The 15,037-nt window shown below is 68.4% G+C and carries 14 protein-coding genes; 6 read left to right on the forward strand and 8 right to left on the reverse strand.

Annotated features, from left to right (window positions below):
• Positions 1 to 2: 2 nt before the first annotated feature.
• Positions 3 to 671, reverse strand: a complete 669-nt coding sequence (locus CQ034_RS05820; RefSeq protein ID WP_105710377.1) for a FadR/GntR family transcriptional regulator — start codon at positions 669 to 671, stop codon at positions 3 to 5.
• A 274-nt stretch (positions 672 to 945) separates the two neighbouring features.
• On the opposite strand from CQ034_RS05820, the gene CQ034_RS05825 reads away from it, so the two are divergent.
• A complete protein-coding gene (locus CQ034_RS05825; protein WP_258134105.1) occupies positions 946 to 2,649 on the forward strand; it encodes a 2-isopropylmalate synthase in 1,704 nt (567 codons plus the stop codon).
• 28 nt (positions 2,650 to 2,677) lie between these two features.
• Here the strand turns inward: CQ034_RS05825 and CQ034_RS05830 are convergent, their stop codons facing one another.
• The 5 genes from CQ034_RS05830 to CQ034_RS05850 all read right to left on the reverse strand — a co-directional run bounded on the left by CQ034_RS05830 (position 2,678) and on the right by CQ034_RS05850 (position 8,060).
• A complete protein-coding gene (locus tag CQ034_RS05830) occupies positions 2,678 to 3,220 on the reverse strand; it encodes a hypothetical protein (RefSeq protein ID WP_146114801.1) in 543 nt (180 codons plus the stop codon).
• A 44-nt stretch (positions 3,221 to 3,264) separates the two neighbouring features.
• On the reverse strand, positions 3,265 to 4,365 hold the full coding sequence (locus CQ034_RS05835; RefSeq protein ID WP_105710218.1) for an ATP-binding protein: 1,101 nt from the start codon (positions 4,363 to 4,365) through the stop codon (positions 3,265 to 3,267).
• A 197-nt stretch (positions 4,366 to 4,562) separates the two neighbouring features.
• Entirely contained in the window at positions 4,563 to 5,942 is a 1,380-nt protein-coding gene (locus CQ034_RS05840) for an FAD-binding oxidoreductase (RefSeq protein ID WP_258134088.1), read from the reverse strand.
• Positions 5,935 to 6,828 carry an alpha/beta hydrolase gene (locus tag CQ034_RS05845; RefSeq protein WP_258134106.1) on the reverse strand — a complete coding sequence of 298 codons (894 nt, stop codon included), beginning with the start codon at positions 6,826 to 6,828 and terminating at the stop codon, positions 5,935 to 5,937. Before CQ034_RS05845 ends, CQ034_RS05840 begins: the two co-directional genes overlap by 8 nt.
• A gap of 5 nt (positions 6,829 to 6,833) precedes the next feature.
• A complete protein-coding gene (locus CQ034_RS05850; protein WP_105710221.1) occupies positions 6,834 to 8,060 on the reverse strand; it encodes an amidohydrolase family protein in 1,227 nt (408 codons plus the stop codon).
• 94 nt (positions 8,061 to 8,154) lie between these two features.
• On the opposite strand from CQ034_RS05850, the gene CQ034_RS05855 reads away from it, so the two are divergent.
• Together CQ034_RS05855 and solA are read left to right on the forward strand one after the other, a co-directional pair.
• Positions 8,155 to 8,721, forward strand: coding sequence for a TetR/AcrR family transcriptional regulator (locus tag CQ034_RS05855; protein WP_105710222.1), 567 nt, complete (start codon positions 8,155 to 8,157; stop codon positions 8,719 to 8,721).
• Complete coding sequence (gene solA, locus CQ034_RS05860; protein ID WP_105710223.1) at positions 8,718 to 9,899, forward strand: N-methyl-L-tryptophan oxidase; 1,182 nt, start codon at positions 8,718 to 8,720, stop codon at positions 9,897 to 9,899. The genes CQ034_RS05855 and solA overlap by 4 nt, the downstream gene beginning before the upstream one ends.
• A 22-nt stretch (positions 9,900 to 9,921) precedes the next feature.
• On the opposite strand, the gene CQ034_RS05865 is transcribed toward solA, so the two are convergent.
• Together CQ034_RS05865 and CQ034_RS05870 are read right to left on the reverse strand one after the other, a co-directional pair.
• A complete protein-coding gene (locus tag CQ034_RS05865) occupies positions 9,922 to 10,707 on the reverse strand; it encodes an HAD-IIB family hydrolase (RefSeq protein WP_105710224.1) in 786 nt (261 codons plus the stop codon).
• Positions 10,704 to 11,822, reverse strand: coding sequence for a LacI family DNA-binding transcriptional regulator (locus CQ034_RS05870; RefSeq protein ID WP_105710225.1), 1,119 nt, complete (start codon positions 11,820 to 11,822; stop codon positions 10,704 to 10,706). The genes CQ034_RS05865 and CQ034_RS05870 overlap by 4 nt, the downstream gene beginning before the upstream one ends.
• A 217-nt stretch (positions 11,823 to 12,039) precedes the next feature.
• Here CQ034_RS05870 and CQ034_RS05875 point away from each other — a divergent pair, with 217 nt between their 5' ends.
• From CQ034_RS05875 to CQ034_RS05885, 3 genes are read left to right on the forward strand one after another with little or no spacing between them, the layout of a single operon-like run.
• A complete protein-coding gene (locus CQ034_RS05875; RefSeq protein ID WP_105710226.1) occupies positions 12,040 to 12,978 on the forward strand; it encodes a carbohydrate ABC transporter permease in 939 nt (312 codons plus the stop codon).
• Entirely contained in the window at positions 12,975 to 13,847 is an 873-nt protein-coding gene (locus tag CQ034_RS05880) for a carbohydrate ABC transporter permease (RefSeq protein WP_105710227.1), read from the forward strand. The genes CQ034_RS05875 and CQ034_RS05880 overlap by 4 nt, the downstream gene beginning before the upstream one ends.
• 34 nt (positions 13,848 to 13,881) lie before the next feature.
• Entirely contained in the window at positions 13,882 to 14,964 is a 1,083-nt protein-coding gene (locus CQ034_RS05885) for a glycosidase (RefSeq protein ID WP_105710228.1), read from the forward strand.
• Positions 14,965 to 15,037 lie beyond the last annotated feature (73 nt).

Genomic DNA, 15,037 nt, shown 5'->3' on the forward strand with positions numbered 1-15,037 from the left:
CGTCAGGCCAGCGCGTCACGCAGCGCGAGGAGGTGGGCGCGGCTGAGGTCGGCCGCGCCTTTCGCGTCGCGGTCGGCGATCGCCTGGGCGAGCACGGCGTGCGCCTCGTGGTCCTCATCGCTGCCGAACACCCGGCGGATGCGGAGCATCTCGACCATGGCCTCCCGCAGCCGCGGGGTGAAGCTGTCGAACAGATCGAGCAGGACCGGGTTGTGTGCTGCGGCGACGATCGACCGGTGGAAGACCGTGTCGGCGTCGACGTGGCTCTCGATATCGGAGCGGTGCGCAGCACGATCGGCCAGGGCACGGCGGATGGCGCGCAGATCGGCGGGCGTGCGTCGTGAGGCGGCGAGCGCCGCCGCCTCGGTCTCGATCGCGACCCTCGCCTCGATCACCGCGACGACTCCCGCTCGGCGGAGGACCGAGTCCCAGTCCTCCGGGGCGTCCAGCGCGGTGACGAAGACTCCTGACCCCTGCCGCGAGGCCAGCACCCCGCGCCCGGCGAGCTGACGGATCGCCTCGCGGACCGTGGAGCGCCCCACTCCGAGCTGCGGTGCGAGAGTCGTCTCGCCGGGGAGCTTCTCCCCCAGCGTCCACTCTCCCCCGCGGATCCGCTCCAGCAGCAGCTCCGCGGCCTGATCCGCCAGCGGTGCGCGCTTCACCTGCGCCATGATCGTCCGATCTCTCATCGATAGGTTTCGTCTACTTGTCTGAGGAGTTCTGCTACAGTCTAGCCATGTTCATGTCAGAGCACCTTCTTCTTCGCCGCCACGGCGGGGCATAGCCGGACCGGCTCCCCGTCGTGGAGTCGAACATGCGCCGGTCGCCTCTCTGAACGAAGGAAGCAGCACCGCCATGACCACGACACCCGCCTCCCGCATCTCCACGCCGGCCGGTCCGGTACCCGTACACGCACCGTCCTGGAACCGGCAACGGCACTCGCAGATGCCCTCGCACCGCTACCGCGACGTGTTCTCGCGAGTGGAAGTTCCCCTGATCGAGCGCGACTGGCCCACACACCGCCTGACTGCGGCGCCCCTGTGGGTGCCCGTCGACCTGCGCGACGGCAACCAGGCGCTCGCCGAACCGATGGACCCCGACCGGAAGCGGCGCTTCTTCGAGCTGATGGTCTCGATGGGCTACAAGGAGATCGAGGTCGGATACCCCTCGGCGTCGCAGACCGATCACGACTTCGTCCGCCTCATCGCCGAGAGCGACATCGCGCCGGACGACGTGACCATCGTCGTCTTCACCCCGGCCCGTCGCGACCTCATCGAGCGCACGGTCGCCTCCATCCGCGGCATCCGCAATCCGGTCGTGATCCACATGTACACCGCGACGGCTCCGACCTGGCGCGACATGGTCCTCGGCTACGGCGAAGCAGATCTGAAGCAGCTCATCCTCGCCGGCGGTCGCGACGTGCTCGAGTTCGCGGCCGACCTGCCGAACGTGCGGTTCGAGTTCTCGCCCGAGGTGTTCAACCTCACCGAGCCCGACTACGTCCTGGACATCTGCGACGCCATGACCGACCTGTGGGATGCGACTCCCGAGCGCCCGGTCATCCTGAACCTACCGGCGACGGTCGAGGTGGCGACTCCCAACGTGTACGCCGACCAGATCGAGTACATGCACAAGAACCTGGCTCGCCGCGATGCGGTGATCCTCTCGGTGCATCCGCACAACGATCGCGGTACCGGGATCGCCTGCGCAGAGCTGGCCATGCTCGCCGGAGCTCAGCGGGTGGAAGGCTGCATCTTCGGGAACGGCGAGCGCACCGGCAATGTCGACATCGCGACCCTCGCACTGAACCTGCACGCACAGGGCATCGACCCGATGATCGACTTCTCGGACATCGACGAGATCCGCCGCACTGTCGAGTACAGCAATCGGATCGAGGTGCATGCCCGGCATCCGTACGTGGGCGACCTCGTGCACACGGCGTTCAGCGGGACCCATCAGGATGCGATCAAGAAGGGCTTCGCCGAGCACCGCGCCCGTGCGGCCGCAGAGGGGCGCCCGGAGCACGAGGTCGAGTGGCGGGTTCCCTACCTGCCGATCGATCCCGCCGACATCGGACGCGACTACGACGCGGTGATCCGTGTGAACTCGCAATCCGGCAAGGGCGGCATCGCCTACCTGCTGGAGACCGAGTACGGCGTCGAACTGCCCCGGCGCCTGCAGATCGACTTCGCCCGCCACGTGCAGCGCCACGCGGATGCGACCGGAGCGGAGATCACGGCCGCCGAGCTGTGGGACGTGTTCGGGAGCACGTACATCCGCCCGGCCGCCGCTGCCGTCGAGCTCATCGCGTACGACATCGCCGAGAGCGCCGGGCGCACCCACACCGCCATCACGCTGCGCATCGACGGACACGCGCACGTCACCGACCACACCGAGGTCGGCCCGGTCGAGGCCCTCACCGCTGCACTCGACGCCCACGGCATCCGCGTCGATGTGGTCAGCCTGCATCAGACGAGCGTCGGCTCCGGCAACGACAGCGACGCACTGACCCTGTTGGAGCACCGTTCGTCGGGCGGCGACCGATGGATGGCCGGCCGAGGGCGCTCGGTGCTGGCGGCCACCCTGTCGGCCGTGATCGCCGCCGCGAACAGCATCCGCACCACCGTGCCGGTGGGTAGCGCCGCCTGATCGGGCTGACGCGCTCGCGCCACCCCCGTCAGTGCACGAGCGCCTTGAGCACGACGAACGCGATCCCGAACGACGCCGTGGCCAGCGCCCCGAGCAGGCGGACGACCTGGGGGCTTCCGCGGCGGAGGAATGCCACGTAGCCGAGGAAGGCGAGGATCACGACTCCCGACCACAGCGCGAGGTCGTTCGCGAGCCCGTCGGGGATCACCCGTGTCGTTCCGGCGAGCAGGATGATCGCCGGAACGGCCGCCGAGGTGAGCATGCCCAGGGAGTGCTTCACCGACGCGACGAACGCCGCCCGCACACCGACGCGCTCACCGCGAGCTCGCTCATCACGGTCGCTGACTCTCGCCACGGTGCCGGCGTAGACATGCGCACCCCAGAACACGAGGACCGTGACGGCTACGGAGATGAGAACCGCGAAGGATGTCTCCCCGTGCGCGGACGACACCGCGACGAGACCGCTGACGAGGATGGTGCCGTAGACGGCGGCCTCCGTCCCGAATCCGGGGCGCAGCGCACGGTGCACACGGAGGATCCCGTCGTCCGCAGCAGACCTGTTCGTCGTCATCTCCGTCGCCGCTTCCGCTCGCCGCGCACCGCCCTCGTCGAGTTTCACTCATCTCCCGCCCGGAGTGGGACCTTCACGTCGCCACCGGCCTCCTCGGTGAGCCGCGCGCCCATCTGCACGAACGTCGGCTCGGCGATGAAACCACCGGCGAACAGCGCCTGCCCCTGCACGAACTGCGCGGACCGACGGATGGCCTCCTCCGAGGCGAAGCCGAACACGTCGGCGAGCTCGGCGAGGTCCCGGGGTGCATTGACCCGCATCAGCGCGAGGTTGTCGCACTGTGAGAGGACGTTGGGGTGGATCTTCGTCGGCCGCTGGGTGGAGAGCAGCAACCAGAGCCCGAACTTGCGCCCCTCGGCCGCGATCTGCACCAGCTGCTCCGTGAGGGCTCGCTCGACCGCCGTCTCCGGAGTCGGCGAGCACAGGTTGTGCGCCTCATCGATCACGATCAGCAACGGGCGGCGCTCCTCCCGCCGGGACCAGAGGTGCTCGAGCACGGCGAGCGCGGCGACCTTCGGCTCCGGCCGGTGCTCGAAGCCACCGAGGTCGAGGACGGTCGCCCGCGGGCGCTGGTCGATCGTGTCCACCACCGACAGGGCACCGCGCGACCACAGTTCCCACTCCAGGACCTCGAGGTTCTCCATCCGGTTCGCGAGTCCGACCAGGGCGGGGTCGTCCGACGCGCGCAGGTCGGGGAGCATGTCGCGCGCGTCGAAGCTCTCGGCCTCCTGCTCGACATGGATCAGAGCGTTGTACTCCTCGGCGTCGGCGATGGGATCCATCCGCAGCACGGCCGCCTTCGATGAGGGCACCAGATCGACGAAGCGCACATGCAGCCGGTCCCCGTCGCCCACCCCTGCGCCCGAACGGAACACCCGGATGTCCGCCGCGGCGATCCGCGACGCATCCGCATCGTTCGCCGTGGCCCTGGTCTCGCGCAACCGGGTGAAGTCGCCGTTCGGATCGAGGATGAGCATCGGCAGCTCGGTCTCCAGCAGCAGCTGCTCCAGCAGCACGCCGAGCGCGTACGTCTTGCCGCTCCCGCTCTGACCGACCCAGAAGGTGTGGCGGTTGAAACGCCGCGCGTCGAGTTCGGCTCTTGCCCCGGCATCGCCGAGAACAGTTCCGATCGTGAGGTTCGTCATCGTCGCGGTACGCCCTTTCGTTCACGGTGTCCTGGCGATGATCGATATCATCCTCGATCCCGCGGGTGGGCGCTAGAGTCGGCGGCGTTGCGTCACGGGATCCCGATCGCGAAGCCCGGGGCCCAGGCCACGACCGCGTAGGACACGAACGGAGCGATGGCGAGCAGGATCACCCCGGTGACGACCACGCCCCGCTCTCACCCGATGACCTTGCCGGGGTTGAGGATTCCGGCGGGGTCGAGCGCGGCCTTGATCGCTCGATGCATGTCGAGGACGGCGGGAGCGAGCTCTGACACCAACCCCTCGCGCTTGAGCAGACCCACGCCGTGCTCGCCGGTGACAGTGCCTCCGAGCGCGAGGGCGGCGTCGATGATCTCCGTGAACGCCTTCTCCGCGCGAGCGCGCGCCTCGTCGTCACCGGCCGGAACGACGAGGAGCGGATGCAGGTTGCCGTCGCCCGCATGCGCGATGTTGGCGATGAGCACGTCGTTCGCGAGCCCGATGGCCTCGATGCGTCCGAGCATCTCCGCAACGGCGGCTTTCGGGACGCACACGTCTTCGGTCAGGACGGGACCGAGGCGTTCCAAGGCCGGATAGGCCAGTCGTCGGGCGGCGAAGAGCGCCTCCCCCTCGGCCTCGTCCGTGCTCCGATCGGCCCACGTGGCACCGCCGCGCTCGAAAGCGGCCAACAGTGCGGCGGCCTCTTCCTCCCCCGCGGCACCCGGGGTGTCCACGCGCCCGAGCAGCACGACCGCGGCATCGGCCGAGAGCCCCATGTTCTTCCAGTCGTCGACCGCGCGCAGGCAGTTCCGGTCGATCAGCTCCAGCGCCGACGGCGTGAGCCCGGCAGCCGCGACCTCGCGCACCGTCTCCCCCGCGTCGGCGAGCGAGTCGAAGAACCCGGCGATCGTCTGCTCGGGCGGGCGAGCCGGCCGCAGTCGCACCGTGATCTCGGTGACGATACCGAGCGTCCCCTCGGATCCGACCAGAAGACCGGTCAGGTCGTATCCCGCGACGCCCTTCGCGGTGCGGCGTCCCAGGCGGACGAGCTCTCCCGTCCCGGTCACGACCTGCATCCCGAGCACGTAGTCCCGGGTGACGCCGTACTTCACGCAGCAGACCCCGCCGGCATTCGTCGCGACGTTGCCGCCGATGGTCGACCAGGGCGAGCTCGCCGGATCCGGTGGATACCAGAGGCCGTTCTGGGCGACGCGGGCGCGGAGGTCGTCGTTCACCACCCCGGGCTGCACGACGGCGAGGCGCTCGAGCTCGTCCACCTCGAGCACGGCGTTCATCCGCTCCAGGGAGATCACGACGCAGCCGGGGAGCGCGTTGGCACCGCCGGAGAGCCCGGTGCCCGCCCCACGGGCGACAACCGCGGTGTCATGGCGCAGGCATGCCCGGACCACTGCCTGCACCTCCTCGGGGGTGCGCGGTCGCACGAGGCAGGCGGGCAGCGACCACTCCGCCCACTCGGCGTCGTCGTGCGCGTAGCTCTCGAGCACATCCGGGTCCGTCGTCAGACGGTCAGCGGGAAGCACCGCGGAGAGATCGGCGAGGAGCGCGGACTCAGTCACGGGCATCGTCGCCGTGGATGGATCCCGAGCGCGTGTGGCAGGTCTTGAGGTAGCTCAGGAACGAGGCCTGCAACCCGGTGAGGTGGGTCTCGTGCAGCATGGCCCTCGAGACGTCCCCCGCGCGTCCCCTCGCATGCAGTTCTTCGAGGACGGTGAGCAGGTTGCGCCCGATCTCCCGGTAGATGGGAATCTCTCCGAACAGCTCGGCTTCGTTCAGCGTGACGTGCAGCCGCCGAGCGGAGGAGGCGGGATCGTGGTCCGAAAGCGCGGCGATCAACGGGAACACCTGGCTGTCCGTGGCCGCGACACCCGGGCTACCGGCGCCGAACGTCGCGAACGGAGACGTCTCACGCAACCACGCGTACAGGGCGAAGAGACCTCCGTAGGAGTAGCCGAAGAGGCCATGACCGGTCCCGCTCACACGGAACTTCGACTGCAGGAGGGGGTGGAGCTCCTCCGTCAGGAATTCGAGGAAGACGTCGGCGTGGGTGTCGGCCAACTGGGCGAGGTAGGCGTCGACGTGCTCCGGGGTCATCGCTCCGGAATCGCGGGCAGCCGTGAGTGTCCTCCGCATCTCGTCACCCACGGGTTCTCCCGGCGGCACGAGGTCGCGGTTGCGAAGCTGGGCCCACTGCGCGGCCTCGTCACCGGCATAGCCGACGCTGACCTGGATGTAGGGGGCGATCGTGAGGTAGGGGTCCGCCTGGGTGACGATGAGCGGGGCCGTGAGCCCGACCGCCCAGTTCCCGTCCGTCACGTAGATCAACGGCAGGGGGTCGGCGGATTCCGCATAGCCCGGGGGCGTCGTCACCCAGACCGCGTAGCGATGTCCCGACCGTGCCGTGACCTCGAGGTACTCCGTGTCGGCCAAGCAGCCGTTCAGCATCGCGCTCACTGGGTGTCTCCCTTCATGATGCGGCCGGCCTTCACGACGAAGGCGGCCATGTCCGGATCCGCGAAGACGCGGGCATCGTCGAGCGGGTTCCGCTCCCACGCGACCATGTCGGCGGCCATGCCCACGCGGAGCATCCCGACGGTGTCTCCGATGCCGAGGATGTCGGCATTGACGCGGGTGGCCGAGACGAGCGCCTGCATGGGCGACTCCAGCTCGGCGCGCAGTCGCAGCTCCTCGCCTCTGCGGTATTGCTCGGGTCCGAGGAGGTCAGAGCCGAGGCCGATCCGCACCCCCGCTGCGCGGGAGATCTCGAGCGCGTTCGCCATGCGGCGACGAGCGCCGGCCAGGCGGTCGCGTGTCGATGGGTCCACGTCGAGGCTCCCGGGGTCCATGATCTGATCGACCACCGCGAAGGTGGGGACGAGCGCCACGTCGTGCTCCCGCATGAGCTGTGCGGTCGGCTCGTCGATGTCTGTCCCGTGCTCCACACAGCGCACGCCCGCCCGCACCGCATTGCGGATGCCGGCGTTGTTGTGCGCATGCACGGTCACGTAGGTGCCGCGCGCGGCGGCCTCCTCGACGGCGACCGCGATCTCCGCCACCGTGAACTGCGTGTCGTCGAGGCGGTCGTGACCCCCGACGACACCGCCCGTGACGCACAGTTTCAGGAAGGTCGCCCCGCGCCGGAACGACTCCCGCACATTGCGCCGCAGCTCGTCGGCGTTACCCGACATGAGGGACAGGGCCGTGAGCCCGGGGATGTGGTGCGTCTCCCACAGCTCGGTCGGCTCCCACGCCGCCCCGTAGTAGCCATGTCCGCCGGTCTGACACTGCACGGGGCCGCACGACAGCACCCGCGGACCACGGACCTTGCCCTTCGCGATGACGTCGACCACTCCCCCATCGATGCCTCCGGTGTCGCGCACGGTGGTGAATCCCGCGTCGAGGGTGCGGCTCGCGGTGTGGAAGATGTCGGCGGCGATCTCGGCGGCCGAGAGCTGGAAGCCGAACTGCGCGCGGATCGGGCTCGAGAGTCCGAAGTGCACATGGGCGTCGATCAGGCCGGGCGTCAGCAGCATGCCGTCGAGGTCCACGGTGGTCACGCTCGCCGGAGCCGATCCGATCCGGGTGATCACGCCGTCTTCCACGCAGACGTCCGCGGGCGAAGGCTCGGCGCCGGACCCGTCGGCGATGATCCCGCCTGCGAACCAGATCTCGGTCATGACGCCTCTTCCGAGAACGACTGCGTCCTCAACAGTGGTGAATTGGTTGTGCGCTAACGTACTCAACAGTGGTGAAGAAGTCAACGGAGGCAACATGCGAGCACCGGTGGGCGAAGGAAGGGCACGGCTCCTGGAGGCGCTGTTCGACGAGTTCGGCGAGAACGGCCCCAGCCCGAACCTGTCGATGCGGCAGGTGGCGGAGCGCCTCGGCGTGCACCACACGCTGCTGACCTACCACTTCGGTTCGCGGCCGGGTCTGCTCAGCGCTGTGCTCTCCGAAGCACGCCGCCGCGACAATCTCATGATCGCGGCGACGAGCGAAGGCCTCGGATTCCTCGAGCTGTTCCGAGCGATCTGGGACTTCTACTCGAGCGCGGCACAAGAGGAGCGGACCCGCGCCTTCTTCCACCTGATCGGACTGGCCGTGTATGAGCGCGGCGCCTACGACGAGTTCGTGGCTGACCTCGACGACCTGACGCACCTGCTCGAAGCGGCCGCCCGTCGCGAGGGATTCACGGCGACGGATGCCGCGGAGCGCAGCCTCGTCGCCGTCGCCGGCATGCGCGGGCTGCTGCTGCAGCGGCTGCTCAGCCCCTCGGCAGAGGTGGATGCCGCCGCAGACCGTTTCATCGCATCGTTCACGAAGGAGTCGACAGCATGACCCGGGGTTACTCTCACATCGTCATCGGCGCCGGAGCCATCGGCTCCGCGGCCGCCTACTGGTTGTCGCAGGCCGGCGCAGAGCGCGTGCTCGTGTTGGAGCAGTTCGAGCTCGGCCATGCCCTCGGATCCTCCGGCGACCACTCTCGGATCATCCGGCGGGCGTATCACCGCGAGGAGTACACGAAGCTCACCGATGCGATGTTCGCCGCCTGGGCGCACGTCGAAGAGCGTTCGGGTCTGCAGGTCTACACGAAGACCGGAGGGATCGACCTCGCGGCCGCGGGCAGCCCCGGCGCGGCGGAGATCGACGGGTACCGCCGGGCGATGGATGCCGCGGGCATCCGCTACGACGAGCTGACGATCGACGACATCCGCACGCAGTATCCGCAGTGGAACGTGAGCGACGACACGATCGGGATCCATCAGGCGGACGGCGGCATCCTCGACATCCGCCGGTCGGTGTCCGCTCATGTGTCGCTCGCCCGGGCCGCCGGGGTCGAGTTCCGCTCGGGGGTGGTCGTGACCGGTGTGCGGGTCACCGCCGAAGGGGTCACGGTGACGACTTCGGAGGGCTCGTTCGACGCTGGCCACCTCGTCGTCGCCGCCGGTTCGTGGCTGGGCGACCTCATGCCTGACCTCGGCCTCTCCTTCGAACTCACGCTGAGCCAGGAGCAGGTCGGGTACTTCTCCTCATCGAACCTCGCGGAGTTCACTCCGGACAGGTTCCCCATCTGGATCCATCACGCCGACGAGGTGCACTACGGGTTCCCCGTCTACGGCGAAGCGGCGATCAAGATCGCCCGGGACATGCGCGGGCGCTTCATTTCATCTGCCGAGCGGACGTTCGTGCCCGACGACACGGAGCCGCTGCTGCTCCACGACTTCCTCCGGGAGCACCTTCCGGCCGCCGCCGGCCCGCTCCTGGTGAGCAAGACCTGCGTGTACGACATGCCCGCCGACCGCGACTTCGTGCTCGACACCATCCCCGGCCATCCCCATGTCGCGGTGTTCAACGGCGCCGGCCACGCGGGCAAGTTCGCGAGCCTGATGGGGCGGATCCTCGCCGAGCTGCTGACCGTCGGCCGCACCGAGCACGACATCTCCGCGTTCAGCCTGCGGCGGCCGGCGATCGTCGACCCCGACTTCGTGCCCGTCTTCCGGCTGGGGCCGGGGTGACGGGACGTCGGGCGCGTCAGCCTCATCCAGCAGTGCCGTCCCGCACCCCTGAGCGGAGGATGAGACCTCGGAGAAATGCGGCTGTGTCCTCCCAACCTGCAACGGCTTTGCAGGGGACGCCCATCGCGAGCACCGGATAGTCGTTCCCGTCGACGTCCAGACGGTCGCCGACGAAGAGCATGTCGTCGAGCGGGATGCCTGTCTGCTCGACGAGCCGCTTCATCCCGTAGGCCTTGTCGATACCGCGCTCGGTGATGTCGACCGAGGTCGAGCCACCCGACCGCACCTCCAGCTCCGGGAGGCGAGCGGCGACGGCGGCGCGCAGCGCATTCTTCTTCGTTCCGGTCGGGTCCCACGCGGACTTGGCACCGACGGGAGCGTGCTGGCCCAGCGCGGAGAATGTGACTTGCGACCCTCGGTCTTCGACGATCTCGCCCCAGGGCCTGGTCTCCCACAGGCCGAGTCGCCGCGCCTCCTCCTCCACGACAGCCATTGCCTCGGCTCGGGCGTCTGCGGCGAGGCTGCGGGCGTACACGGTCTCGACGCCGGCGAGTCCGATTCGGTAGTACTGGGTTCCGCAGGCAGGAAGCAGGTGAAAGCTGGAGAGAGTCGCGGCATCCGCCTCGGGCAGTCGATCCACGACTTGAACGAGAAACTGCTCGAGGCTTCCTCCCGAGATGATGGCGACGTCGATGCGGCCGGCGAGCGCACACAGCAGCCTTCCCATCACGGGGTGGATAGCGCTCTTCGACGGCGCGAGCGTGTCGTCGAGATCGAACGCGATCAGACGGGGAGCGCCGTCGTTCATTCGTTCCCTTCCGGGAGGGTCTCCGACGGCATCGGCACCTTCGCCGTGCTTCCCCGCACCACGAACTCGACCGCGGGCAAGTCGATCGGCGCGTGCTCCCGCTCTTCGATCAGCGCCACCAGTGTGCGGGCGCAGGCATTGCCCCACCGGAAGACGTCTTGTCGCACCGTGGTCAGCGGCGGTGTGATGTACGGCGCCAGCGGGATGTCGTCGAATCCCACCACCGAGAGGTCCTGCGGCACCCGCAGACCCCGGTCGATCGCTGCCGAGATTCCCGCAATCGCCATGATGTCGTTGGCGTAGATGATCGCCGTCGGCGCTTCCGTCTGGTCCAGCAGCTCGTGGGTGGCTCGTGCTCCCGATCCTCCGGTGAAGTCCCCCTGCGCCACACCACCCGGCTCGAGCCCGAGCCGTCGCATCTCCGATTCCCAGGCTTCACGGCGCACGCGCGAGTGCACGTACCTGTCACCCCCGGCGACATGGGCGATGCGCTGGTGACCGAGCGCATGCAGATGACGGACGGCGCGCCGGACGCCGGCCGCGTCGTCCAATCCGATGGGAGCACTCCCCTCACCCTCGGGCGATCCGAGGACGACGTAGGGCACACCCAACGCGGCGAGCGCGCTCGGCCGCTCGTCGTCGACACGAAGGTCGGTGATGAACACTCCGTCGACGCGCGCTTCTCGCGCGAACCGCGAGTATGCCTCCTTCTCGGCGTCCTGTCCGTCTACGACCTGAAGCACCAGGGCATATCCGACCGTCGAGAGGTGGCTTTCCACACCGGCGACGAACTGAGCGAAGAACGGATCGGTGCTGACCAGTTCAGGGTCACGGAGGATCACGAGCCCCAGAGCCTGTGCGCGGCTCCGCGACAGGGCACGCGCTCGCGCATCCGGACGCCACTCGAGTTCACGGGCCGCCTGGAGGATGCGCTCCTTCGTCTCCTCACCCACACCTGGCCGACCGTTGAACGCGAACGACACCGCGCTCTTGGAAACGCCGGCCCGAGCTGCGACGTCATCGATCGTCACTTTGCGGTCGCGCGGAGCCGCCGCCGCGATGGAGTCTCTCGCACCCGTACCACTATCCGGCGCTTCGGAGGGGGTCGCTGTCATGCTCGAATCGTATCCCACGTTTAGCCGGATTTAGTCACTCTGAGATCTCCAATATGGCCTGTGTCGCGCCGAATCCCGCAGCCATGATCCGGGCGACCCCACCAGTTGACCAGATTGACCAAAACCGGTTTACTAAGAGAGTTGTCAACGCCGGGACCCGTCCGAGATCGATGCACGGGCACTCGGCGGACGGTCGTATCAGTGAGGAACACACGCCATGGGCAGTGACGCACCAGCGCAGGAATCGAACGTCGGGGTCCGCCGACGCGGCAGCACGCTGCGTCGCTGGCTCGGCGAGAATCCGCTCGGCCTGCTGTTGAGCGCCCCCTACATGCTCTTCGTCATCGTGGTGTTCCTGATCCCCTTCGGCTTCGGCATCTGGATGTCGGTGCACGACTTCTACTTCACCGCCCCTGGGGTGGAGGTGCCCCACCCCTTCGTGGGCTTCGAGAACTTCGCGACGGTCCTCGGCGACCCCGTTGTGCATCAGGCGTTCGGCAACCTCCTGATCTTCCTCGTGATCAACGTGCCACTCACCGTCGTCCTCGGACTGCTGCTCTCGTCCGGGCTCGACGCCGTCGTGCACTGGAAGGGCTTCTTCCGCATCTCGTACTACGTTCCGTACGTGACGGCATCCGTCGCGACGCTCGCGGTCTGGATCTTCCTCTTCAACGGCAACGGCGTCGTGAACTCGATGCTCGGATCGCTCGCGCCCGACCCCTCGTGGCTCGCGAACCCTGCCCTGATCATGCCGCTCATCGCGGTGTACGTCACGTGGAAGAACCTCGGTTTCTACATCCTGCTCTACCTCGCCGCCCTGCAGAACGTGCCGAAGGAGCTGCACGAGGCCGCGCAGCTCGACGGGGCAGGACGCTGGCAGCGCTTCCGCTCGGTCACGCTCCCCGCCGTGCGCCCCGTGACCTCCCTCGTCGTGCTGCTGTCGATCATCACCACCGGCCAGATCTTCACCGAGCCGTACCTGCTTACCGGCGGCGGGCCGAACGGCGCATCCATGACCCCGGCGCTGCTCATGTACCAGCAGGGGATCCAGCAGGGCAAGCCCGACATCGCCGCCGCGATCGGGATGATCCTCGTCATCGCGGTGATGATCGTCTCGCTCGTCTCACGCCGCATCACGGAAGGCAGGACCCGATGACCGCCACGACCACCCGGGCGAAGCGCCACGGCCGCAGCGGCCGGGTGATCTCCGCCCTGAGGTTCGCCCTGCTCCTCGTCGGAGCCCTCGCCGCCCTCGTGCCGTTCTACTACATGGTGATCGGCGCCCTCCAGCGCAAACGCGACACCAGCCTCCTCGGCCTTCTCCCGCTGCCGCAGAACCTCACCTTCGACAACTTCGTCGAGATCAACGAATCGGTGAACCTGTTCGGCTCGCTGCTGAACTCGCTCATCTTCACCGCCGGCGTGGTCGGCTGCACGCTCGTGTTCGGGCTGCTCGTCGGCTATGCGCTCGCGGTGCTGTCGTTCCGAGGACGCGGGCTCGTGTTCGCGCTCGTGCTGCTCGTGCAGGCGATCCCGTTCCAGTTGCTCATGATCCCGCTGTACGTCATGGTCGTGCGCTACTTCGGCCTGGCCGACAACTTCATCGGGATGATCCTGCCGTTCGCGATCAACTCGGTCGCCGTGCTGATCTTCCGCCAGTACTTCCTGCAGATCCCCCGCGACGTGTTCGACGCCGCACGCATCGACGGAGCCAGCGAACTGCGCATCCTGCTCCTCATCGCGGTTCCGCTCGTGCGCCCGGCCGTGCTCACGGCGATGCTCGTGACGTTCATCGGTCCGTGGAACGAGTTCCTGTGGCCGTTCCTCGTCACCAAGGATGCGACGAAGCAGACGCTCGCCGTCAGCCTCGCGAACTTCTCGCAGACGAACGGGTCGTTCCTCGAGAACCCGATGGGAGCCGTCCTCGCGGGCGCGTGCGTGCTCGCCGTGCCGGTGGTCGTGCTGTTCCTGATGTTCCAGCGACACTTCACGTCCGCGAACCTCGGCTCCGCCATCAAGGGCTGAGCCGTCGACCCCGAAACACCCCGAAAGCAAGGCAATGACCCCATTCCCCTCCTCCGCTCCGACGACTGCGATCCCCTACGCCCTGACGCGACTGGGCACGATCATGACCGCCGACCCCGCCGACCCGCTCGAGGCCGAGGGCGTCCTCAACCCCGGCACCGCCTGGGGGCCGGACGACGAGCTCTACCTCTACCCACGGGTCGTCGCAGAGGGCAACGTCTCACGAATCGCGCGAGCCCGCGTCATCATCGAGGACGGCGTGCCGACGGGTGTCGAGCGCCTCGGCCTCGTGCTCTCCCCCGACGAGCAGTGGGAGCACGGCCACCAGAACGCCGGAGTCGAAGACCCGCGCATCACCTTCCTGGAACCGCTCGGTCTGCACGTCATGACGTACATCGCCTACGGACCGCTGGGGCCACGACCGGCGCTCGCGTACTCGCGCGACACCGTCACGTGGCACCGTCTCGGCCCGATCCAGTTCGCCTATCAGCCCGAACTCGCGACCGACCTGAACCTGTTCGCCAACAAGGACATCGTCTTCTTCCCCGAGCCGGTGCCCGGTCCTGACGGGAAGCCGCGCATCGCCGTGCTGCACCGCCCGATGTGGGATCTCGACTGGCTGCGACCCGGCGAGGGGGCACGACCCCCGGCAGGCATCGACGAAGTACGTCCCTCGATCTGGATCGGCTACATCGACCTCGACGAGGCGACGGCAGACATCACGGCCCTGACGCGCCTGCACGACTCGGCGATGCTCGTCGGGCCCGAGATGGCCTACGAGAGCGCGAAGATCGGCGCCGGACCCTCGCCGCTGCGCGTGCCGGAAGGCTGGCTGCTGCTGCACCACGGCGTCTCCGGCGCCACTCCGAAGGGCTTCGAGCTGGCCTACGGCTCGCGCTACTCGGCCGGTGCGATCCTGCTCGACGCGGAGGACCCTCGCCGCGTGCTCGCCCGCTCGGCGGAGCCCCTGCTCGCACCCGAGACCGCGGAGGAGCTGCGGGGAACCCTCGGAAACGTCGTGTTCCCCACTGCGGTCGAGGAGATCGGAGGACGGACCTTCGTCTTCTACGGCATGGCCGACTCGTCGATCGGTGTCGCGGAGCTCACCCGCCTCTGATCCGCAGCGTTCGAAGGGCCGTCTCCTGATCGGGGAGGCGGCCCTTCCGCATGCGTGGTCCGAACAAGGGCCT

The sequence above is a fragment of the Microbacterium sp. MYb45 genome (assembly GCF_002979655.1).
GTDB lineage: Bacteria > Actinomycetota > Actinomycetes > Actinomycetales > Microbacteriaceae > Microbacterium.

What these genes read in the sequence shown, in the direction of transcription:
- CQ034_RS05830 (WP_146114801.1), bottom strand. Translation starts at nt 3,220, where the DNA reads ATGACGACGAACAGGTCTGCTGCGGACGACGGGATCCTCCGTGTGCAC.
- CQ034_RS05845 (WP_258134106.1), bottom strand. Translation starts at nt 6,828, where the DNA reads ATGCTGAACGGCTGCTTGGCCGACACGGAGTACCTCGAGGTCACGGCA.
- CQ034_RS05820 (WP_105710377.1), bottom strand. Translation starts at nt 671, where the DNA reads ATGGCGCAGGTGAAGCGCGCACCGCTGGCGGATCAGGCCGCGGAGCTG.
- CQ034_RS05850 (WP_105710221.1), bottom strand. Translation starts at nt 8,060, where the DNA reads ATGACCGAGATCTGGTTCGCAGGCGGGATCATCGCCGACGGGTCCGGC.
- CQ034_RS05865 (WP_105710224.1), bottom strand. Translation starts at nt 10,707, where the DNA reads ATGAACGACGGCGCTCCCCGTCTGATCGCGTTCGATCTCGACGACACG.
- CQ034_RS05870 (WP_105710225.1), bottom strand. Translation starts at nt 11,822, where the DNA reads ATGACAGCGACCCCCTCCGAAGCGCCGGATAGTGGTACGGGTGCGAGA.
- CQ034_RS05835 (WP_105710218.1), bottom strand. Translation starts at nt 4,365, where the DNA reads ATGACGAACCTCACGATCGGAACTGTTCTCGGCGATGCCGGGGCAAGA.
- CQ034_RS05885 (WP_105710228.1), top strand. Translation starts at nt 13,882, where the DNA reads ATGACCCCATTCCCCTCCTCCGCTCCGACGACTGCGATCCCCTACGCC.
- CQ034_RS05855 (WP_105710222.1), top strand. Translation starts at nt 8,155, where the DNA reads ATGCGAGCACCGGTGGGCGAAGGAAGGGCACGGCTCCTGGAGGCGCTG.
- CQ034_RS05880 (WP_105710227.1), top strand. Translation starts at nt 12,975, where the DNA reads ATGACCGCCACGACCACCCGGGCGAAGCGCCACGGCCGCAGCGGCCGG.
- CQ034_RS05825 (WP_258134105.1), top strand. Translation starts at nt 946, where the DNA reads ATGCCCTCGCACCGCTACCGCGACGTGTTCTCGCGAGTGGAAGTTCCC.
- CQ034_RS05875 (WP_105710226.1), top strand. Translation starts at nt 12,040, where the DNA reads ATGGGCAGTGACGCACCAGCGCAGGAATCGAACGTCGGGGTCCGCCGA.
- solA (WP_105710223.1), top strand. Translation starts at nt 8,718, where the DNA reads ATGACCCGGGGTTACTCTCACATCGTCATCGGCGCCGGAGCCATCGGC.